Genomic DNA, 21161 nt, shown 5'->3' with positions numbered 1-21161 from the left:
TAAGGAAAACCAATGAAAAAAGTAACCATTAACGACCTGATCAAATGCAAACGTGAAGGCCGTAAATTCGCGACGTCGACAGCTTATGATGCGAGCTTTGCTCAATTATTCGAAAGCCAAGAGATGCCCGTCCTACTTGTCGGTGATTCACTGGGTATGGTTCTACAAGGCCATAACGATACGTTGCCAGTAACCGTTGAAGACATTGCTTACCACACGCGTTCAGTTCGCGCAGGTAGCCCAAACTGTCTTCTTATGGCTGACATGCCATTCATGAGCTATGCAACACCAGAACAAGCTTGTGAGAGTGCTGCAACTTTAATGCGTGCTGGCGCGAACATGGTAAAAATCGAAGGCGGAAGCTGGTTGGTTGACACTGTGAAGATGCTAACAGAGCGTGCAGTACCCGTTTGTGCACACTTAGGCTTAACGCCTCAATCTGTGAACATCTTTGGTGGTTACAAAGTACAAGGCCGTGACGACGAGCAAGCCGATAAAATGGTTGCAGATGCGCTAGCTTTACAAAATGCAGGCGCTCAGATCGTATTACTTGAATGTGTACCAGCTTCGTTGGCAAAACGAATTACAGAAGCTTGTGACGTACCGGTTATCGGTATCGGTGCGGGTAACGTTACTGATGGTCAGATCTTGGTTATGCATGACATGTTCGGTATTTCTGCGAACTACATGCCGAAATTCTCTAAGAATTTCCTAGCGGAAACAGGTGATATGCGTAAGGCAGTAGCTCTATACAAAGAAGAAGTAGAGAGCGCGCGCTTCCCTGATGAAGCTCATACAATCGCTTAGGAGTAAGTATGCAAACTTTTGCTGAAATAGCGGCTCTTCGTGAGCAGATTAAACAGTTTAAGCGTGATGGACGTACGATTGCTTTTGTACCGACAATGGGAAACCTGCATGAAGGCCACCTCACTCTGGTAAAGAAGGCTCGTGAATTAGCTGACATTGTTGTGGTAAGCATTTTTGTTAATCCAATGCAGTTTGATCGTACTGATGACCTAAACAACTACCCTCGTACGTTAGAAGAAGATCTAAGTAAACTAACAGGCGAAGGCGTTGAGCTAGTGTTTACACCGACTCCAGAAGTAATGTACCCAGACGGATTAGACAAACAGACGTTTGTTGAGGTCCCAGGTATATCTCACATGCTTGAAGGTGCATCTCGTCCAGGTCACTTCCGCGGCGTCTCAACGATCGTCACTAAACTGTTTAATATCGTTCAGCCAGATTTTGCATGCTTTGGTGAGAAAGACTTCCAGCAACTTACCATTATTCGCCAGATGACGACTGACTTAGCATTAGACATTGAAATCGTGGGGGTGGCGACGGTTCGTGAGATGGATGGCTTAGCGATGAGCTCTCGCAATAGCAACCTAACGATTGACGAACGTCAGCGTGCTCCGGTTCTTGCTCGCACTATGCGCTGGATCAGCAGTGCAATTCGTGGCGGCCGCGATGATTACGCGTCAGTTATTGAAGATGCAACAGACCAACTTCGAGCAGCCGATCTGCAACCGGATGAAATTTTCATTTGTGATGCCAATACGCTACAAGCTATTACTTCAGAATCGACTCAAGCTGTGATTCTAATGTCGGCTTTCTTGGGTAAAACGCGTCTTATCGACAACCAAGTTCTCGATTTGGTAACGGAAACGAAAGAAGAAGTGAAAGAAGAAACAGCGGAATAATCGCTTTCTTCTCTAAATGCAGAAAAACGCAAAATATAAAAAAGGTCGATATATATCGACCTTTTTCTTTGCCTGTCATTCCGAGACTTACAAGGAAGACATTAACTACGTAAGCCGATCCCCTTAGTGACTAAGTAATGTGCAATGCCATACAACAGCACGATAAACACACCTAGTACGCCAAACGATGTCACGATACCCACATCAGACACACCCAAGAAGCCATATCTGAACGCGTTTACCATGTACACGATAGGGTTCAACTTCGATACACCTTGCCAAAATTCAGGCAATAGACTGATAGAGTAAAACACACCACCAAGATATGTCAGCGGCGTTAAGATAAAGGTCGGGATAATAGAGATATCGTCAAACGTACGTGCAAATACAGCGTTGATTAAACCGCCCAGAGCGAACACAACAGACGTTAGAAATACCGTCGCAATAATCACCCCCCAATGATCAACTTGCAGGTCGACAAAGAACAGCGATACGAATGTGACTATGGTACCCACTAACAAGCCACGCACTACACCGCCCATTACGAAACCAGCAATAATCACGTAGTTAGGAACTGGAGCTACAAGCAGCTCTTCAATGTTCTTCTGGAATTTGGCACTAAAGAACGAAGAAGCAACGTTAGAGTACGAGTTGGTGATCACCGACATCATAATCAAGCCAGGAACAATATATTCCATATAGCTAAAACCGTTCATTTCACCAATACGCGCACCAATCAGGTTGCCGAAGATGATGAAGTAAAGTGTCATGGTAATCGCAGGCGGCACCAAAGTTTGCACCCAAATACGCGTGAAGCGATTGATCTCTTTGGTCAACAAGCTGCAGAAAGCGGTCCAATATAGGCTGTACATATTATTTACTCCCCTCACGGACGATACTCACGAATAGCTCTTCTAGACGGTTTGCTTTGTTACGCATAGAGAGGACTTTTACCTTTTGATCGCTCAATTGAGCAAAGATAGTATTCAAACCTAGGTTCTTGTCGATTTCAATTTCTAGCGAGCCATTTACCATCAATTGGCTATTCACGCCTTCTAGCTTAGGTTCAGTCGCGCCCTCTTCAAGATCCAAAATAAAGGTCTCTGCGCTCAACTTACCTAGCAACGCTTTCATAGTTGTGTTCTCAATCAGCTCACCACGATTGATGATACCGATATTGCGACACAGCATTTCCGCTTCTTCTAGGTAGTGTGTGGTCAGAATAATGGTAATGCCTTGCTTCTCGTTGATCTCTTTCAGGAACTCCCACATAGAACGACGCAGCTCAATATCGACACCCGCAGTTGGCTCATCAAGAATCAGCAGCTGTGGCTCATGCATCAGTGCACGAGCAATCATCAAACGACGCTTCATACCACCAGATAAGTTACGTGCACGTTCGCCACGCTTTTCCCACAAATCTAATTGAGATAGATACTTTTTAGCGCGATCTTTAGCAAGTGCTTTCGGCACACCGTAGTAACCCGCTTGTTGCAGTACAATCTGCTCAACAGTTTCGAATGGGTTAAAGTTAAACTCTTGCGGTACTAAACCTAAGTTCTGCTTCGCCAACTCCAGATCGGAATCAATGTCGTAGCCAAACACTTTAACCTTGCCTGATGTTTTGTTAACCAGAGAAGAGATAACACCGATAGTGGTCGATTTGCCGGCGCCATTTGGACCAAGCAACGCGTAAAAGTCGCCTTTTTTGACTTGTAAACTAATGTCTTTAAGAGCCTCAAAGCCCCCAGCATAGGTTTTTCTTAATTGTTCAATTTCTAATGCATACATAGAGATAGACTGCCATTTGCGATAGATAGATGATGACCAAGCATGAGGAAGAGAGTAAAACTTAAAATGAGTTAGCAGAGAACTAACTAAAAACTTTTTCATTCGGCCATTTTGCAAACAAGTTTATCGTTGATTAACGATGAATACAAATATCGTGTGAGAGTTTCTTTCGAAAAAAATAAGCATGCTGGCTACGTGAAGACCAAATCAACGTTCAATAAATATAAAAAATGCCGCTAAGTTATTCACTTAACGGCATTAATGATCAACCTTGAAGTGAGCGTCCAAAGCTTATTCATATCAGTTTATTCATATCAGTTTATTCATATCATCTTATTACAGAATAATTAAACTGACTCAAATTGATGTTCACCTCTGTCGACATAGCTTGTTGCTGCCGTCAGGGCTTCATATCTAAATCGATAAGTATTGGATTCAGGTACGAGATCAAGCACGTGGAATTTCTCTAATTGCTGGCGAGTATTCTCGTTAGGGCACAGCAGGTACACTTCGCATTGTGCATCTAACGCATCTTTAATCGCGTTTTCTAATGCCAAGCCTACAGTGACATCAATCATCGGCACATCCGTCAGATCTAAAATCATAGCTTCATAATCAGAGATACTTGAGTGCTGACGCGAAATCGCCTTTGAAACACTGAAGATCATTGGGCCAGAGAGATAAAAGAACAACACCTTACCATTGGCACTATCCAGCAATTGACGTTCACTATCAGTCAACGGAATATCGTCTTCGTCATCACCATCACTAATGGCCTTAACCTGTCTGGCTTGCTCTCGGCTTAACCTTTCAATGATCAGGATATTCGAGATAAAAACGCCCAGTCCAACGGCGATGATCAAGTCAACAAAAACGGTTAGTAGCATCACGCCATACATCACTCCCATGCCTGCATAACTGACCTTATGTGCACGCTGGATGAAGCTCCAATCAAGTATGTTGAAACCAACATACATCGCGATACCCGCTAAAACCGCCATAGGAATCGGTTCGGTTAAGCCACCAGCAACCAAGACCACTAATGCCAGAACCAATGCACGAATGACGCCAGAAAGCGGAGAACGGGCACCCACCTGAATATTAGTCACGGTACCCATGGTCGCACCGGCACCAGGTAGTGCACCAAATAAGCCCGAAATCATATTCGCAATGCCCTGGCCGCGAAGTTCTTTGTCTGAATCATGCTCTTTACGAGTCAGTGAGTCTCCAATAACCGCGGTCAGAAGCGTATCAATACAACCAAGTGTACCCAGCACCAGAGCATCGATAACCATAGTGGTAAATTGCTCAGAGCTGATCGTAGGAATAACAAGAGAAGGTAAGCCCGCTGGTATCTCACCGATACGGCGAATAGAATCGGTATCAAAAATGATGACGGATAAAAGAGTAACAGCGACCAAAGCAACAAGCTGGGCTGGTACATACTTACGGTATTTCGCCGGAAAGCCGAAAAGGATTCCTAGCGTTAATCCACCTAAAAACAGTTCGCTTATTTTCAGGTTGGCTAAGGTATCAGGCAGCGCAGAAAGCGTTCCCATCACCCCACCAGATGGAGCAGCATGTCCTAACAATGGAGACAGTTGCAAGATAATAAGAATGACACCAATACCCGACATAAACCCGGAGATCACGCTATATGGCATCAACGTAACGTATTTTCCGAGCTTTAATGTACCGAGTAATATCTGAAAAGCACCTGCCATCATGACAACGGTAAAGGTCATTGCCATTCCGGTTTCAGGATACTTAGCCACCATGCTCGTCATCACTGCCGTCATGATCACCGTCATGGGCCCAGTAGGTTCAGATATCAGACTACTCGAACCTCCGAACAACGCCGCGAATAAGCCGACCATGATAGCGCCCCAAAGACCGGCTTCAGCGCCCGCGCCAGACGCGACACCAAATGCCAACGCTAAAGGCAATGAGATAATGGCTGTAGTCACACCGCCAAACATGTCACCTTTGAGACTGATATCCGAAAAACGACTTCCAAACAAAACACACCTTCCTGATGATGAAATGACAAACTTTATAACTTTAACAAATGAGTTAGTCAGACAGAAAGTGTTAATTCAATCACATTATTCATGACTTATAACCAGATGGTAGTTTATGTGCTAAGTTAGTGATTTTAACGACTAGAACACGTCAGATGAGTACGTGTTAACGCAGTTTTTACGGGATTGAATTTGTAACATTGTGTATAGTTACAATTCTTAATTAAGGGATGTAAGACGCAAAATGCCAGAGATTAAACAGCTTTTTGAAAACAACTCTAAATGGTCTGAAGAAATTCGATCTCAAAGACCTGAGTATTTTACAACGCTTGAAGAGGGTCAAAGCCCTGGTTTTTTATGGATAGGTTGTTCAGATAGCCGAGTACCGGCCGAACGCCTCACTGGTTTGTACTCCGGAGAACTGTTTGTTCACCGAAACGTGGCTAACCAAGTGGTCCATACTGATCTCAACTGCTTATCTGTTGTGCAATACGCGGTGGATGTACTCAAAGTTAAACACATCATTGTCTGTGGCCATTATGGCTGTGGGGGTGTGAATGCAGCTATTGATAATCCGAAGCTAGGCCTAATTAATAACTGGCTACTTCACATTCGCGACAATTACCTTAAGTACCGTAAGCAGATCGAATCTTTACCTCGTGAACAATGGGGTGATAAATTGTGCGAAATTAACGTCGCAGAGCAAGTCTATAACTTGGGCAACTCCACCATCATGCAGACCGCATGGGAACGTGGGCAAGATATTGAAATCCATGGTGTTGTTTATGGGATTGGTAATGGCAAGCTGCAAGATCTTGGCGTTCGTTGTTCAAGCAATGACACGTTAGAGAATAGCCACTTAGATGCGCTTGATAAGATCTTATCGACGCCCATTCTTGGTTAACGGTTATCTCTTAACGTTTAATAGACAAATATAAGAAAGGCTCGCATTGTGCGAGCCTTTTTTGTCACTATTTAACAGAGTAATAATTACTCTTGAGGTACAACTTTACCGATGTAAGGTAGGTGACGATACTTTTGTGCGTAGTCGATACCCACACCAACAACGAATTCATCAGGAATTTCAAAACCAATCCATTTAGTATCAACAATCACTTCACGGCGAGAAGGCTTGTCTAATAGCGTACAAATTTCGATGGATTTAGGACCACGTAGGCTTAGAATCTCTTTCACTTTAGTCAGTGTGTTACCTGTATCGATGATATCTTCTACAAGTAGAACGTCTTTACCTTGGATATCGTCATCAAGGTCTTTCAGAATACGTACGTCACGTGAGCTTTCCATACCGTTGCCGTAGCTAGATGCGGTCATGAAATCAACTTGGTGAGTTAAATCGATAGCACGAGCAAGATCTGCCATAAAGACAAAAGATCCACGTAATAAGCCAACTAAAACAAGATCTTCACTACCGTTGTAGTGTTCCGTGATCTGTTTACCTAGTTCATTCACTCGATCCTGAACTTCTTGCTCAGAGATCATGACTTCAACTGTATGCTTCATACTGCTCTCATTTTGTTGGGTGATTGCGACAAGTTTAGACAGTTCTGCCATGGGTGCCGCTCAATTTTGTGCGTAAGTCTAGCATTGCTCAAATACCCACACCACCTTACAGCTCGAATTTACTGTTAGATTCTCAATGAAATGTGCACAGCCCCCTTGTTACATACTCGCTTTCTTTCACATCCATGCTGATCACGCTTTATGTATCAAGTTTGATGTAACTGTCTATAAAATAAGCTCAAAGGATTGACCATTTGCATATGCACCATTACACTCATCTTGGCTTAAATAATAATAAAATCATTAATATAAAAAATTCGTTGGCAAGGAAAACAAAATGGACTCAATATCTAAGAGACCTAGAACTAGGCTTTCACCTTTAAAAAGAAAACTTCAATTGATGGAAATCGCACTTGAGGTATTCTCTCGCCGCGGCATTGGCCGTGGTGGGCACGCTGATATAGCTGACATTGCTCAGGTATCAGTTGCAACCGTGTTTAACTACTTCCCAACCCGTGAAGATCTGGTTGATGAAGTACTTAACCACGTCGTTCGCCAATTCTCTAACTTCCTTTCAGACAATATCGATCTCGATATTCACGCAAAAGAGAACTTACATAATATTGCGACTGAAATGGTGACGTTGGTGGCTAACGATTGCCATTGGTTGAATGTATGGTTTGAATGGAGCGCATCAACCCGTGATGAAGTATGGCCTCTATTCGTAACCACAAACCGCACTAACCAAATGTTACTACAAAACATGTTTAGCAAAGCGATAGAGCGTGGCGAAGTCTGTGACGACCACGACCCTAAGCACCTTGCGAATCTGTTCCACGGCATTTGTTACTCGCTATTCATTCAAGCGAAGCGTGTAGATACGCAAGAAGAACTTTCGACCTTGACGGATAGCTACTTAAACATGCTGTGCATTTATAAGTAGATTCGAGATTCGAGATTCGAGATTCGAGATTCGAGATTCGAGATTCGAGATTCGAGATTCGAGATTCGAGATTCGAGATTCGAGATTCGAGATTCGAGATTCGAGATTCGAGATTCGAGTAAAATGATTTAAGGATTGGCGTTTTGCGTCAATTCTTTTTTATTACCAATAGATTGCTATTTGTTGAAAGAGATTCCCTACAAGTATGATGACCAAATTTTCTTCAGACATAAAAAAACCGCTGACGAATCAGCGGCTTTTATAATCTAGATATGCTCAAAATAATTGGAGTTTCAGCTAGGCGACCCTTTCTTTGTTAAGTAACTAAAGTTCAGCCCTATGAGCATAGATTTACTATGTGATTAGGGTGAACTTACGCCGTTAACAACGCTGCGGCTTCAAGTATGAAGAGTATTTACTTTTTCTTTTTCACTGCTTTCTTATTTGGAAGGTCAGTGATTGAACCTTCGAATACTTCAGCAGCTAGACCAACAGACTCGTGTAGAGTTGGGTGAGCGTGGATAGTAAGTGCAATATCTTCTGCATCACAACCCATTTCAATTGCTAGGCCGATTTCGCCAAGAAGTTCACCACCGTTAGTACCAACAACAGCACCACCGATTACGCGATGAGTATCTTTATCGAAGATCATCTTAGTAACGCCGTCTGCACAGTCAGAGGCGATTGCACGACCAGAAGCAGCCCAAGGGAAAGTAGCAACTTCGTAGTTGATGCCTTCAGCTTTCGCTTCTTTCTCAGTCTTACCTACCCAAGCAACTTCTGGCTCAGTGTACGCGATTGATGGAATAACCTTAGGGTCGAAGTAGTGCTTCTTACCAGAGATAACTTCAGCAGCTACGTGACCTTCATGCACACCTTTGTGAGCAAGCATTGGTTGACCAACAACGTCACCGATCGCGTGGATGTGAGGAACGTTAGTACGCATTTGCTTATCAACATTGATGAAGCCACGCTCATCAACTTCGATACCCGCTTTTTCAGCGTCGATAAGTGCACCGTTTGGAACACGACCGATAGCAACAAGAACAGCATCGTAGCGCTCAGCTTCAGCTGGTGCTTTTTTGCCTTCCATTGATACGTAGATACCGTCTTCTTTCGCTTCAACAGCAGTCACTTTAGTTTCAAGCATTAGCTTGAACTTGTTCTTAATGCGCTTAGTGAAAACTTTAACGATATCTTTATCCGCAGCAGGGATAACTTGATCGAACATCTCTACAACTTCAACTTTAGAACCTAGAGAGTGGTAAACCGTACCCATCTCAAGACCGATGATACCGCCGCCCATGATAAGCAGTTTTTCAGGTACTTCGTTTAGTTCTAGTGCATCCGTAGAATCCCAAATACGTGGGTCTTCATGTGGGATGAAAGGAAGTTTGATTGGGCGAGAACCCGCAGCAATGATTGCGTTGTCGAAGTTAACCGTAGTTGCTTCACCTTCGCCTTCAACAAGAATGCTGTTAGGACCAGTGAACTTACCGAAACCGTTAACAACAGTAACGTTACGCATCTTAGCCATACCGCCAAGACCGCCAGTTAATTGATCAACTACTTTATCTTTCCAGATACGAATCTTGTTGATGTCAGTTTGTGGCTCGCCGAATACAACGCCGTGCTCTGCCATCGCTTTAGCTTCTTCGATTACTTTAGATACGTGAAGAAGTGCTTTTGATGGAATACAACCAACGTTTAGACATACACCACCAAGAGTGCTGTAACGTTCAACTAGTACTGTTTCTAGACCTAAATCCGCACAACGGAATGCAGCTGAGTAACCAGCAGGACCTGAACCAAGTACAACAACTTGGGCTTTAATTTCTTTGCTCATTGTGACCTCTTGTAGTCATTATCCCTAACAGGCTGAGTAGATGTTCTTAAAATTATTGGGCTTTCAAACAGGAAACATTTTACAGAGATGTTAACAGTGTGAAAGTAGCTTTAAGTTAGCCTGTGAGCTAGACAACAATTCCCTCTCGCTTTCTTAGAAATGCGGGAAACTGTTCTCTAAAAATAGTCTTTATATAAAGAATTAAGGTGACCCGAAAGCCACCTTAATAATTACTTTCTCAATTACAGAACTAGACGACGAATGTCAGATAGTGCGCTGTTTAAGAAAGTAATGAAGCGTGCACCTTCTGCACCATCGATCACGCGGTGATCATATGATAGAGACAGTGGAAGCTGTAGACGTGGTTGGAACTCTTTACCATTCCAAACTGGCTTAATCTCAGACTTAGATACACCTAAGATACCTACTTCTGGAGCATTTACGATTGGTGTAAATGCAGTACCGCCAATACCACCAAGGCTAGAGATTGTGAAACAACCGCCTTGCATGTCTGCCGCAGTTAGCTTGCCAGAGCGTGCTTTCTTAGAAACAACCATTAGTTCTTCAGATAGCTCGTAAATACCTTTCTTGTTCACATCTTTGAAAACAGGAACAACTAGGCCGTTTGGTGTATCAACTGCGATACCCACGTTTACGTACTTCTTAAGAATGATGCTTTCGCCATCGTCAGAAAGAGACGAGTTGAATGCTGGGAATGCTTCTAGCGCTTTAGCAACAGCTTTCATGATGAACACAAGTGGAGTGATCTTCATACCAGTGTCTTTCTTCGCTTCGATTGCGTTCTGTTCTTTACGGAATGCTTCTAGCTCAGTGATGTCTGCGTTGTCCCACTGTGTAACGTGAGGGATCATTACCCAGTTACGGTGCAGGTTAGCGCCAGAGATCTTCTTAATCTTAGAAAGCTTCTGAACTTCAGTTTCGCCGAACTTGCTGAAGTCAACTTTTGGCCATGGTAGTAGACCAAGAGCAGAACCGTCACCGCCTTTGCCAGATGCCGCTGCACCAGACTCAAGACGCTTAAGTGCATCTTTAACGTAAGACTGAACGTCTTCTTTAAGGATACGGCTCTTACGACCAGTACCTTTAACCTTAGAAAGGTTAACGCCAAATTCACGAGCAAGACGACGAACTACAGGAGAAGCGTGCGCGTAGTCACCGTTCTCTTGGAAGTCGCCAGCTGCTGGAGCTACTGTTTCTGCTTTAGGTGCAGGTGCTGCTGCCGGAGCTGCTGCTTGTGCTGGAGCGGAAGCCACTACTGCTACTGGAGCTGCGCCTTCCACAACGAAAGTCATGATTAGAGAGCCAGTTGACACTTTGTCACCAGCTGCAATCTTGATCTCTTTTACTGTACCAGCGAATGGTGCAGGCACTTCCATTGAAGCTTTGTCGCCTTCAACAGTAATTAGAGATTGCTCTTCTTCTACTGTATCGCCAACCGCTACCATGATTTCAGTAACTTCTACTTCGTCACCACCGATATCAGGAACGTTCACTTCTTTCTCAGTAGATGCTGCTGGAGCCGCTGCAACTGGTGCCGCCGCTGGAGCAGGAGCTGCTGCAACTGGAGCGCCAGAACCTGCCACTTCAAATACCATCACTAGAGAACCAGTAGATACTGAATCACCAGAAGCGATCTTGATTTCTTTAACGATACCAGCGAATGGTGCAGGTACTTCCATTGAAGCCTTGTCACCTTCAACAGTAAGAAGAGATTGCTCTTCTTCTACTGCGTCACCGATAGCTACCATGATTTCAGTTACTTCAACTTCATCACCGCCGATATCAGGAACGTGAACTTCTTTAAGCTCTGCCGCTGCCGCTGCTGCCGCTGCCGCTGCAGGCGCAGCTACTGGAGCTGCCTCTGCTGCTGGAGCAGGTGCAGCTTCAGCTGCACCCTCGGCTTCGAAAATCATGATAAGAGAACCAGTAGAAACAGAATCGCCTTCAGCTACTTTTATTTCTTTAACAATACCTGCTTGAGACGCTGGAACTTCCATAGAAGCTTTGTCGCCTTCAACAGTGATCAGAGACTGCTCTTCTTCAACCTTGTCGCCAACGCTTACAAGAATCTCAGTAACTTCAACCTCATCCGCACCGATGTCAGGTACATTAATTTCGATTGCCATTGCTTATTTACCTTCTAGTTAAGCGCTGTATTAAGCGTATTGTGGGTTTGTTTTTTCAGTGTCGATATCGAATTTAGCAATTGCTTCAACAACTACAGATTTCTCGATATCACCACGTTTAGCCAGTTCAGTTAGCGCTGCAACTACGATGTAGCCAGCGTTAACTTCGAAGTGACGACGTAGGTTTTCACGGCTGTCAGAACGGCCGAAACCATCTGTACCAAGTACTTTATAAGACTCAGTTGGCATGTACGCACGTACTTGCTCAGCGTAATTCTTCATGTAGTCAGTCACTGCGATTGCAGGTTCTTTACCAAGAACAGTTGTGATGTACGGTACTTTTTCTTCCGCTTCTGGGTGAAGCATGTTGTCACGCTCTACCGCTTGACCATCACGAGTTAGTTCGTTGAACGACGTTACAGAGAATACGTCAGATGCTACGCCGTACTCTTCACTTAGAATTGCAGCCGCTTTACGCGCTTCGTTCATAATAGTACCAGAGCTCATTAGTTGAACTTTGCCCTTAGCACCAGCGTGAGATTCAAGCTTGTAAATACCTTTACGGATGCCTTCTTCAGCGCCTTCTGGCATTGCTGGCATTGCGTAGTTCTCGTTCATTACTGTTAAGTAGTAGTAAACATTTTCTTGCTCAGGACCGTACATGCGACGGATACCGTCTTGCATGATTACCGCTAACTCGTAAGCAAACGTTGGGTCGTAAGAGATACAGTTAGGTACTGTGTTCGCCATGATGTGCGAGTGACCATCTTCGTGCTGTAGACCTTCGCCGTTTAGCGTTGTACGACCAGCAGTAGCACCCAGTAGGAAGCCACGAGCTTGTTGGTCACCTGCTAGCCATGCCATGTCGCCAATACGTTGGAAACCGAACATTGAGTAGTAGATGTAGAACGGGATCATCGGTAGATCGTTTGTGCTGTATGACGTTGCAGCAGCAACCCATGAAGCCATAGAACCTAGTTCGTTGATACCTTCTTGAAGAACTTGACCAGACGTTGCTTCTTTGTAGTAAGAAACGATGCCTTTATCTTCTGGAGTGTAATCTTGACCGTGTGGGTTGTAGATACCAACCTGACGGAATAGACCTTCCATACCGAATGTACGTGCTTCATCACAGATGATAGGAACGATGTTCTTACCAATGTTCTTATCTTTAAGAAGGATGTTTAGCGTACGTACATAAGCCATAGTTGTAGAGATATCACGCTTCTGCTCACCTAGTAGAGGTGCGAATGCGTCTAGCTCAGGAACCTTGAACTCTTGTGTAAACTTAGGAAGACGTGCTGGAGTGTAACCGTGTAGAGCGTTACGACGCGCGTGCATGTATTCGTATTCAGCAGAACCTTCTTCCAGTTTTAGATATGGAAGTTCAGCAATTTTCTCATCTGATAGTAGGTCTTCAAGGCCTAGGCGATCACGCAGGTGTTGAACATGAGTCATGTCCATTTTCTTAACACCGTGTGCAATGTTCTTACCTTCAGCTGCATCACCCATGCCGTAACCTTTAACAGTTTTAGCTAGGATTACCGTTGGCTTACCGTTTGTCTCTTTTGCATTGTTGAATGCAGCAAACAGTTTAGAAGAATCGTGACCACCACGCTTAAGAGCGAAGATTTCGTCATCAGTCATATCAGCAACGAGTGCAGCTGTTTCTGGGTACTTACCAAAGAAGTGCTCACGTACGTATGCGCCATCTTTAGATTTAAATGTTTGGTAATCACCATCGATAGTTTCGTTCATTAGTTGAAGAAGCTTACCAGTAGTGTCTTTAGCCAGTAGTGAATCCCAGTTGCTACCCCAGATAACTTTAACAACGTTCCAACCTGCGCCTTTGAATAGGCCTTCAAGTTCTTGAATGATGCTACCGTTACCCATTACAGGACCGTCTAGACGCTGTAGGTTACAGTTGATTAGGAAACATAGGTTGTCTAGCTTCTCACGCGCAGCGAAAGAGATAGCACCACGTGATTCTGGCTCATCCATCTCACCGTCACCTAGGAACGCGTATACGCGTTGCGCTGAAGTTTCTTTCAGGCCACGGCCGTCAAGGTACTTAAGGAAGCGCGCTTGGTAGATCGCAGAGATAGGACCAAGACCCATAGATACTGTCGGGAATTGCCAGAACTCAGGCATCAGTTTCGGGTGCGGGTAAGAAGGGATACCTTTACCATCAACTTCTTGACGGAAGTTATCTAGCTGCTCTTCAGTTAGACGACCTTCAACGAATGCACGAGAGTAGATACCTGGAGAGATGTGACCTTGGTAATAAACTAGATCGCCACCGTCAGTCTCGTTTGGAGCACGGAAGAAGTGGTTGAAACATACTTCGTAGAACGCTGCTGCTGACTGGTAAGAAGCCATATGACCACCAAGGTCTAGGTCTTTCTTAGAAGCACGCAATACGATCATGATTGCGTTCCAGCGAATAATCGAACGAATACGACGCTCAAGAGTTACGTCACCAGGGTAAGCTGGCTCTTGTGCTGCTGGAATTGTGTTGATGTAGTTTGTGTTGATGCCTGTAGCCATATCAACACCATCTAAACGCGCTTTATCTAGAACTTGTTCTAGTAAAAACTGTGCACGTTCTACACCTTCTTCACGTACTACTGACTCAAGAGCTTCTAACCAATCTTGAGTTTCCAGAGCATCAACGTCATGCTTCATGTCAGACATGGCGATCTATCCTTTTTGTTAGTTGGATTCTACTAAACACGTAAAAAGCCGAAGTATTACGGCTATTTACCCTGTTGAATTCGACGTAGGGAACGTTCGCGACGCGACTCTTCCTTCGTCAAATCCAGCAATGTTTCTTCGATGTAAGCTAAATGAGAATGTGACATTTCACGTGCCTGTTCTGGCTGCCCTGAAACAATCGCATCTACAATGTTAGCTCGATGTATACTCACTTTCTCCACAACGTCTTTACGACGATGCAACAGCTTTAAATTCTCTAAGACGTTTTGTTCGAGTAACGGAGCCAAACTACGAACAATGTGCAATAACACCACATTGTGTGCAGCCTCTGTTAAAGCAATAAGAAAAGCCATCACTGCTGCAGATTCGGCTTCAATATCACCCTTATCTTGCGCACCATGAATCTTTTCTTGGCATGCTTGAATTCGAGCAAAGTCTTCATCAGTACCACGTAATGCCGCAAAGTAAGCCGAAATCCCTTCCATCGCATGACGCGATTCCAACAAGTCTAGTTGGGTTTCAGAATGGGATGACAACAAATTAAGCAAAGGATCTGAAAAGCTTTTCCAGATATTTTCGCTCACAAACGTACCTCCACCTTGACGGCGAGTAAGCAAGCGTTTTGCTTCTAAACGTTGTATGGCTTCTCGAATTGAAGGACGAGACACATCGAACTGTTTCGCCAGTTCGCGCTCTGGTGGCAGCTGCTGCCCAGGAGCCAGTGTTCCCTCCACAATCAACCTTTCTAACTCTTGTTCGATAACATCGGAGAGTTTTGGCTGACGAATCCTTTGATAAGCCATAGTTTGTTATTCTTCTTTTTCTTCGCTGACAATTGGTAATACCAATTTTAAGTTGCGCAGAAATTAACATAATTAAAACGCCACTGTCCAGTCTAAAATTGACCTGCATCATAGAATGCAGTGTGAATTAACCGTGATTTAACAAATGAAATTTAAAACAGCAACCAAATTGGTCTTACCATTTACAGGGGTAATACTTTTGGGGAGGATTCGTGCTAGAAAGTTTCAGGATAAAAATGAATTGTTTCAGAAAGATTAGTCAAACTAGGTCAAAAATCGAACCGAGCGCACATTAGAGACAGAAATTCTGTTCATAAGTCTTAATATTTAGGCGTTTGATAAGCGCGTCACACTCTGGATTTATTGATGCTTAGCTCCCAACCACTTTATTTACATAGCAACAACAAAAATTCACAAGTCATTATGCTAGGCGTTGATTATTCATACCTAGCTGTCAGTAACACCATTTAAAACTCGAAGCTTAGGCCTTGAGCTTTCTTTTGAATTTCTGCCAGTCGAAAACCAAACCAGGATCAGTCTTACGCAAAGGGGCAATATATTGATGTCCTGTGATGCGTTGTTCTGTGATCTCTGGAAAATTCGACATTAGAGTTTCAGTCAGCTGCGACAAGGATTGATACTGCTGCTCGGTATAAGCCGCAAAGTCACTGCCCTCGAGTTCAATACCAATAGAGTAATCATTACACCTTTCACGCCCAGCAAAACTCGACTGGCCAGCATGCCAAGCTCGGTCTAAGAACGAAACAAACTGTACCACTTCACCATCACGACGAATCAAACAATGGGCAGACACGCCCATTTGGTGAATCACCTGAAAAAACGGGTGTTCAGCGGGGTTCAATTTCCCAGTAAAAAATTGTTCAATATACGGGCCTCCAAACTCACCGGGAGGCAAACTAATATTGTGAACCACCAGCAAAGAAACATCATCAACACTAGGCCTAGCATCAAAATGCGGGGAAGGAACATGCCGAGCGTTGTCATACCATCCGTTGGAGCTGATCGTCATCTTAATCTCACTTTCTTTTCCGCTAACACAATAGATTGTGACTTTGCCCATAGAGCCGTCGTGCTAGCCTCTTTAATTTGAAGTTAAGCAAGAGTATCATTCCATTCCCACTCCCTTTCAAGATTAGATTTGCGATGAAAAACACACATAACAGCCACCAACGCCTTGACTACTTAAAAGAGCAACTGCCTCTAGAGATCACTCGTGCAGTGGCTGAGACTATCCGAGAAGATCTAGGCGGAACACTCGATCCAGCGGCTGATATTACGGCAAGTCTAATCCCAGCAGACGCAATCAACAGTGCAACCATTATTACCCGTGAACACGGCGTGTTTTGTGGTAAAGCTTGGGCTGATGAAGTGTTTAAGCAATTGGGCGGTGAAGTGACTATCGAGTGGAACGTAGAAGATGGCGACAAGGTTGAACCAAACCAAACGCTTTGCACGCTAACTGGCCCAGCACGCGCGCTGTTAACGGGTGAGCGTAATGCAATGAACTTCATTCAAACGCTTTCTGGCTGCGCGACGACGACGGCAACCTACGCAGATAAAATCAAGCACACAGAATGCCGCCTGTTGGATACGCGTAAAACGATCCCAGGCCTACGCAGCGCTTTAAAATACGCAGTCGCTTGTGGTGGCGGTTTCAATCATCGTATTGGTGTATTCGATGCTTACCTAATCAAAGAAAACCACATCATCGCCTGTGGTGGCATTGAGAAAGCTATCTCTACGGCAAAAGAGCTTAACCCAGGTAAACCTGTAGAAGTAGAGACAGAGAGCCTAGCAGAGCTAGAGCAAGCAATCAACGCGGGTGCAGACATCATCATGCTAGACAACTTCACTACCGACATGATGCGTGAAGCGGTTAAAATCAACACTGGCCGTGCGGCACTAGAGAACTCAGGTAATGTAACTCTAGACACTATTGCAGAGTTCGCTGAAACGGGGGTTGATTACATCTCGGTAGGCGCACTCACTAAGCACCTAAAAGCTATGGATCTATCAATGAGATTCAAAGCGTAATTTAGAATAGTAAATAACTTATGACTAAGGCACCGTTAATGACGGTGTCTTTTTTATTGCTTAATTTATCAGTATTTCAATCACTTATTTAAGTCGATCGCATAATTTTGCGCTCCATATGAAACATCGCACTAATAAATACCAAACCACTCGCGACCACACCTGAATACCATTCCACTTCCCCATTCCGACTTCTATTCTGTCAATCAACCAGTGCCTGCACTGAAATAACTAAACAATGGAATAGAACAATGAATAACAAAAGTAAAAGAACAAATCAGAAAGGCTTTACGTTGATTGAATTGATGATTGTGGTGGCAATTATTGGTGCTTTATCAGCGATCGCTGTACCTGCATATAAAGACTATGTATCCAAAAGCCAAGCATCTTCTGCATTAGCAACACTAAAAGCACTAATTACACCAGCTGAATTATTAATCCAAGAGGAAGGCAGCATTAGTGGCGGCGTTAGTGCGTTGGGGATTTCAGCTAGCTCAAACACTTTAGGGACTATCTCAGCTTCAGGCACTACCATTTCATTTTCGTTTGTAGACGGTAGCCTTGATGGTGACAGTATGACTATGAGAAGGAGTGCGGATACTGGTTGGTCATGTTCACTATCAGCCTCAAGCGCAATCCCTTCAATAGAAGGTTGCAACTAATTTGGGACTCACCAACCTCCCAACCGTTCTACGTCAGGCTGGCTTACTTAGCCTGGCTCAAGAACAAGCCGTTGCGGAACATGTACAAGCTTCAGGTGTTTCGACACCTGAAGCTTTGCTCGTTCTAGATTTCTTCAGCGGCGATTCCTTAGCAAACAACATTAAAACCATCTTCGGTTTACCCTTAGTACAACTTGCCAATACGGACTATGAAACCTTATGTGACCAATTAGGGCTTCGCGAACTGATTACTAAATATCGTGCTATCCCGATTTCAGTTTCTAGCTCCACTCTCACACTCGCTTCTGCCGACCCTACGGATTTACAAGCTGAAGATGACTTTCGATTCGCAACCGGATTACAGATTGAATTGGTTGTCGCTAATTACTCTGAATTAGAAGGCGTAATACGCAAGCTGTATGGTCGATCTATTTCCGGGCAAGATTCTAAGCGTAAAGAGATCACCCAAGATGAGCTAGCTAACCTCGTGAAGGTATCTGACGACGAAATAACGTCGATTGAAGATCTCAGCCAAGATGACTCTCCTGTGAGTCGCTTTATCAATCAGATTCTGGTTGATGCGGTGCGTAAAGGCGCATCGGACATCCACTTCGAACCTTACGAAGAGCATTACCGAGTTCGCCTACGTTGTGATGGCATTCTTGTCGAGATCCAACAGCCCGCCTCTCATTTAAGCCGTCGTCTGTCAGCTCGCTTAAAGATCCTCGCTAAACTCGATATTGCCGAACGTCGCTTGCCTCAAGATGGTCGTATCAAACTGCGTTTAAATGACGAACTGGCAATTGATATGCGTGTGTCTACGCTGCCAACATTGTGGGGAGAAAAGATCGTACTGCGATTGCTTGATAGCAGTGCGGCCAATCTCGATATCGATAAGCTCGGTTACAGCGAGGCTCAAAAAGCCCTCTACCTCAATGCACTAAAGCGCCCGCAAGGGATGATCTTAATGACCGGGCCAACCGGCAGCGGTAAAACGGTTTCTCTTTATACTGGACTTCGAGTACTCAACACCTCTGAACGCAACATCTCAACAGCTGAAGACCCTGTAGAGATTAACCTGTGTGGCATCAATCAGGTACAAGTGACGCCTAAGATTGGCTTTGGTTTCGCCGAGGCACTACGATCGTTTTTACGACAAGACCCAGACATCGTGATGGTTGGAGAAATCCGAGATTTAGAAACCGCCGAAATCGCGATCAAAGCCTCCCAAACCGGGCATTTAGTACTTTCAACACTGCACACTAACTCAGCCGCAGAAACCGTGACCCGGCTTGCTCATATGGGAATCGAGCCCTTCAACCTTGCTTCGTCTTTGAGCTTGATTATTGCTCAGCGTCTTGCGAGACGCTTGTGTAACCACTGTAAAACCGCAGACGACTCACCAGACATTTATCTGCGCCACTCTATCCCAAACAGCCAAACCATCTACAAAGCCAACTCTCAAGGCTGTAATGAATGTAACCAAGGTTACTCAGGTCGAGTGGGTATCTATGAAGTGATGCCGTTTACCGACAAGCTAAAAACCAGCCTTATCAATAAACCCAATGCGCTAGCGATTGAAGATCTCGCACGTCGAGAAGGCATGAGAACTTTACAAGAGTCAGGGATAGATAAACTGCTTGAAGGCACCACCAGCTACCAAGAGCTACAACGTGTTCTATACCTATAATTCACGGAGCGAAAATGAGTAGTAAAAGCAAACAATCACAACTAAAAAACTACCATTGGAAGGGAATCAATAGTTCTGGTAAGAAAGTGTCTGGGCAGAGCTTAGCGCTCACCGAATTAGAAGTGCGAGAGAAGCTCAAAGAGCAGCATATCCAAATTAAGAAAATCAAAAAGAAAAGTATCTCCGCAATCACTCGCATAACACACCGAGTCAAAGCTAAGGACATCACCGTTTTAACTCGGCAACTCGCGACTATGTTGGCTACGGGTGTGCCTATTGTACAAGCCATCAAGTTGGTATCAGATAATCATCGTAAAGCAGAAATGAAATCTATTTTATCGCATATCTGCAAAGGTGTAGAAGCCGGAACGCCAATCTCAAAAGCAATGAGAACCGCAAGCCGCCACTTTGACGATCTCTACACCGACCTAGTCGCCACCGGAGAGCTTTCCGGCAACCTCGCACAAGTCTTTGAACGCTTAGCGACATATCGTGAAAAAAGTGAACAGTTAAAAGCTAAGGTGGTGAAAGCGCTTATCTATCCAGCAATGGTGGTCACGGTTGCGCTGACCGTCTCCTATCTCATGCTAACCATGGTCATCCCAGAGTTTGAATCGATGTTTTCAGGCTTTGGTGCCGATCTTCCCTGGTTCACCCAACAAGTCCTCGACCTGTCTCATTGGATGCAAGCTTACAGTTTTTATACCGCCCTAGGCATCGGGGCTACCACGCTGGTTGTTCATCAACTGTGCCAACGTTCTTACTCGATTCGACTATCAGCCAGCCGCTTAGTGTTACGCTTTCCTGTACTTGGTAGCGTAATGGCAAAGGCCTCTATCGCCAAGTTCAGCCGCACCTTATCAACCAGCTTTAGCTCTGGTATTCCCATCTTAATGAGCCTCAAAACCACCGCAAAGACTGCAGGTAATCTGCATTATGAATCTGCGATCATCGAAGTACACCGAGAAACAGCCGCGGGTATGCCGATGTATATTGCAATGCGCAATACCAATGCCTTCCCTGAAATGGTGTTACAGATGGTGATGATTGGTGAAGAGTCAGGTAACCTTGATGATATGCTGAATAAAGTCGCTTCCATCTATGAGTTTGAAGTCGACAATACCGTCGACAACTTAGGCAAAATTTTAGAGCCACTGATCATCGTGTTTTTAGGTACGGTTGTGGGTGGGCTTGTTGTCGCGATGTACTTACCAATCTTTAATCTTATGAGTGTGTTAGGATAGTTAAAAGCGACTAAACA

General features: G+C 44.4%; 17 protein-coding genes. 8 read left to right on the top strand and 9 right to left on the bottom strand.

The window, feature by feature from the left end; translation table 11 throughout:
* Positions 1-12: 12 nt before the first annotated feature.
* Both panB and panC read left to right on the top strand, forming a co-directional pair.
* Positions 13-807 carry a 3-methyl-2-oxobutanoate hydroxymethyltransferase gene (gene panB / locus SJY39_RS04275; protein WP_010435992.1) on the top strand — a complete coding sequence of 265 codons (795 nt, stop codon included), beginning with the start codon at positions 13-15 and terminating at the stop codon, positions 805-807.
* Between the two features lie 8 nt (positions 808-815).
* Complete coding sequence (gene panC / locus SJY39_RS04270; RefSeq protein WP_010435989.1) at positions 816-1706, top strand: pantoate--beta-alanine ligase; 891 nt, start codon at positions 816-818, stop codon at positions 1704-1706.
* A gap of 101 nt (positions 1707-1807) precedes the next feature.
* Here panC and SJY39_RS04265 read toward each other — a convergent pair whose 3' ends face one another.
* The 3 genes from SJY39_RS04265 to SJY39_RS04255 form a co-directional block, all read right to left on the bottom strand.
* Complete coding sequence (locus SJY39_RS04265) at positions 1808-2578, bottom strand: ABC transporter permease (protein ID WP_010435987.1); 771 nt, start codon at positions 2576-2578, stop codon at positions 1808-1810.
* Position 2579: 1 nt separating this feature from the next.
* Positions 2580-3497, bottom strand: coding sequence for an ABC transporter ATP-binding protein (locus SJY39_RS04260; RefSeq protein ID WP_372275368.1), 918 nt, complete (start codon positions 3495-3497; stop codon positions 2580-2582).
* A 347-nt stretch (positions 3498-3844) separates the two neighbouring features.
* Positions 3845-5476, bottom strand: coding sequence for a SulP family inorganic anion transporter (locus tag SJY39_RS04255; RefSeq protein WP_372043037.1), 1632 nt, complete (start codon positions 5474-5476; stop codon positions 3845-3847).
* A gap of 286 nt (positions 5477-5762) precedes the next feature.
* On the opposite strand from SJY39_RS04255, the gene can reads away from it, so the two are divergent.
* Positions 5763-6422: a carbonate dehydratase gene (gene can / locus SJY39_RS04250; protein ID WP_010435977.1), complete on the top strand. Its 660-nt coding sequence runs from the start codon at positions 5763-5765 to the stop codon at positions 6420-6422.
* An 86-nt stretch (positions 6423-6508) separates the two neighbouring features.
* On the opposite strand, the gene hpt is transcribed toward can, so the two are convergent.
* Positions 6509-7039 (bottom strand): hypoxanthine phosphoribosyltransferase, encoded by a 531-nt coding sequence (gene hpt, locus SJY39_RS04245; RefSeq protein WP_010435974.1) that lies wholly within the window; start codon positions 7037-7039, stop codon positions 6509-6511.
* 337 nt (positions 7040-7376) lie between these two features.
* On the opposite strand from hpt, the gene SJY39_RS04240 reads away from it, so the two are divergent.
* On the top strand, positions 7377-7982 hold the full coding sequence (locus tag SJY39_RS04240; RefSeq protein WP_032547945.1) for a LuxR/HapR/OpaR family quorum-sensing transcriptional regulator: 606 nt from the start codon (positions 7377-7379) through the stop codon (positions 7980-7982).
* A 415-nt stretch (positions 7983-8397) separates the two neighbouring features.
* Here the strand turns inward: SJY39_RS04240 and lpdA are convergent, their stop codons facing one another.
* The 5 genes from lpdA to ampD form a co-directional block, all read right to left on the bottom strand.
* Positions 8398-9828 carry a dihydrolipoyl dehydrogenase gene (lpdA, locus tag SJY39_RS04235; protein WP_010435969.1) on the bottom strand — a complete coding sequence of 477 codons (1431 nt, stop codon included), beginning with the start codon at positions 9826-9828 and terminating at the stop codon, positions 8398-8400.
* Positions 9829-10070: 242 nt separating this feature from the next.
* Entirely contained in the window at positions 10071-11975 is a 1905-nt protein-coding gene (aceF, locus tag SJY39_RS04230) for a pyruvate dehydrogenase complex dihydrolipoyllysine-residue acetyltransferase (protein ID WP_372275365.1), read from the bottom strand.
* Between the two features lie 30 nt (positions 11976-12005).
* On the bottom strand, positions 12006-14669 hold the full coding sequence (gene aceE, locus SJY39_RS04225; protein WP_016768210.1) for a pyruvate dehydrogenase (acetyl-transferring), homodimeric type: 2664 nt from the start codon (positions 14667-14669) through the stop codon (positions 12006-12008).
* A gap of 62 nt (positions 14670-14731) precedes the next feature.
* Positions 14732-15493 (bottom strand): pyruvate dehydrogenase complex transcriptional repressor PdhR, encoded by a 762-nt coding sequence (gene pdhR / locus SJY39_RS04220; protein ID WP_016768209.1) that lies wholly within the window; start codon positions 15491-15493, stop codon positions 14732-14734.
* A gap of 481 nt (positions 15494-15974) precedes the next feature.
* Positions 15975-16574 carry a 1,6-anhydro-N-acetylmuramyl-L-alanine amidase AmpD gene (gene ampD, locus SJY39_RS04215; RefSeq protein ID WP_016791286.1) on the bottom strand — a complete coding sequence of 200 codons (600 nt, stop codon included), beginning with the start codon at positions 16572-16574 and terminating at the stop codon, positions 15975-15977.
* A gap of 83 nt (positions 16575-16657) precedes the next feature.
* Here ampD and nadC point away from each other — a divergent pair, with 83 nt between their 5' ends.
* The 4 genes from nadC (at position 16658) to SJY39_RS04195 (ending at position 21144) form a co-directional block, all read left to right on the top strand.
* The gene (gene nadC / locus SJY39_RS04210) at positions 16658-17548 is read left to right on the top strand and encodes a carboxylating nicotinate-nucleotide diphosphorylase (RefSeq protein WP_016768207.1); all 891 of its coding nucleotides are present in this window, start codon (positions 16658-16660) and stop codon (positions 17546-17548) included.
* A 251-nt stretch (positions 17549-17799) separates the two neighbouring features.
* Positions 17800-18210 (top strand): pilin, encoded by a 411-nt coding sequence (locus SJY39_RS04205; RefSeq protein ID WP_016793485.1) that lies wholly within the window; start codon positions 17800-17802, stop codon positions 18208-18210.
* Between the two features lies 1 nt (position 18211).
* The gene (pilB, locus tag SJY39_RS04200) at positions 18212-19900 is read left to right on the top strand and encodes a type IV-A pilus assembly ATPase PilB (RefSeq protein WP_016793486.1); all 1689 of its coding nucleotides are present in this window, start codon (positions 18212-18214) and stop codon (positions 19898-19900) included.
* A gap of 14 nt (positions 19901-19914) precedes the next feature.
* On the top strand, positions 19915-21144 hold the full coding sequence (locus tag SJY39_RS04195; protein ID WP_016793487.1) for a type II secretion system F family protein: 1230 nt from the start codon (positions 19915-19917) through the stop codon (positions 21142-21144).
* Positions 21145-21161: the final 17 nt, after the last annotated feature.

This window comes from Vibrio sp. R78045, assembly GCF_042466085.1.
Classification (GTDB): Bacteria; Pseudomonadota; Gammaproteobacteria; order Enterobacterales; family Vibrionaceae; genus Vibrio; species Vibrio cyclitrophicus.
This window is presented reverse-complemented; position numbering and strand designations above follow the sequence as displayed.

What these genes read in the sequence shown, in the direction of transcription:
- panB (WP_010435992.1), top strand. Translation starts at nt 13, where the DNA reads ATGAAAAAAGTAACCATTAACGACCTGATCAAATGCAAACGTGAAGGC.
- panC (WP_010435989.1), top strand. Translation starts at nt 816, where the DNA reads ATGCAAACTTTTGCTGAAATAGCGGCTCTTCGTGAGCAGATTAAACAG.
- SJY39_RS04265 (WP_010435987.1), bottom strand. Translation starts at nt 2,578, where the DNA reads ATGTACAGCCTATATTGGACCGCTTTCTGCAGCTTGTTGACCAAAGAG.
- SJY39_RS04260 (WP_372275368.1), bottom strand. Translation starts at nt 3,497, where the DNA reads ATGTATGCATTAGAAATTGAACAATTAAGAAAAACCTATGCTGGGGGC.
- SJY39_RS04255 (WP_372043037.1), bottom strand. Translation starts at nt 5,476, where the DNA reads ATGTTTGGCGGTGTGACTACAGCCATTATCTCATTGCCTTTAGCGTTG.
- can (WP_010435977.1), top strand. Translation starts at nt 5,763, where the DNA reads ATGCCAGAGATTAAACAGCTTTTTGAAAACAACTCTAAATGGTCTGAA.
- hpt (WP_010435974.1), bottom strand. Translation starts at nt 7,039, where the DNA reads ATGAAGCATACAGTTGAAGTCATGATCTCTGAGCAAGAAGTTCAGGAT.
- SJY39_RS04240 (WP_032547945.1), top strand. Translation starts at nt 7,377, where the DNA reads ATGGACTCAATATCTAAGAGACCTAGAACTAGGCTTTCACCTTTAAAA.
- lpdA (WP_010435969.1), bottom strand. Translation starts at nt 9,828, where the DNA reads ATGAGCAAAGAAATTAAAGCCCAAGTTGTTGTACTTGGTTCAGGTCCT.
- aceF (WP_372275365.1), bottom strand. Translation starts at nt 11,975, where the DNA reads ATGGCAATCGAAATTAATGTACCTGACATCGGTGCGGATGAGGTTGAA.
- aceE (WP_016768210.1), bottom strand. Translation starts at nt 14,669, where the DNA reads ATGTCTGACATGAAGCATGACGTTGATGCTCTGGAAACTCAAGATTGG.
- pdhR (WP_016768209.1), bottom strand. Translation starts at nt 15,493, where the DNA reads ATGGCTTATCAAAGGATTCGTCAGCCAAAACTCTCCGATGTTATCGAA.
- ampD (WP_016791286.1), bottom strand. Translation starts at nt 16,574, where the DNA reads ATGGGCAAAGTCACAATCTATTGTGTTAGCGGAAAAGAAAGTGAGATT.
- nadC (WP_016768207.1), top strand. Translation starts at nt 16,658, where the DNA reads ATGAAAAACACACATAACAGCCACCAACGCCTTGACTACTTAAAAGAG.
- SJY39_RS04205 (WP_016793485.1), top strand. Translation starts at nt 17,800, where the DNA reads ATGAATAACAAAAGTAAAAGAACAAATCAGAAAGGCTTTACGTTGATT.
- SJY39_RS04195 (WP_016793487.1), top strand. Translation starts at nt 19,915, where the DNA reads ATGAGTAGTAAAAGCAAACAATCACAACTAAAAAACTACCATTGGAAG.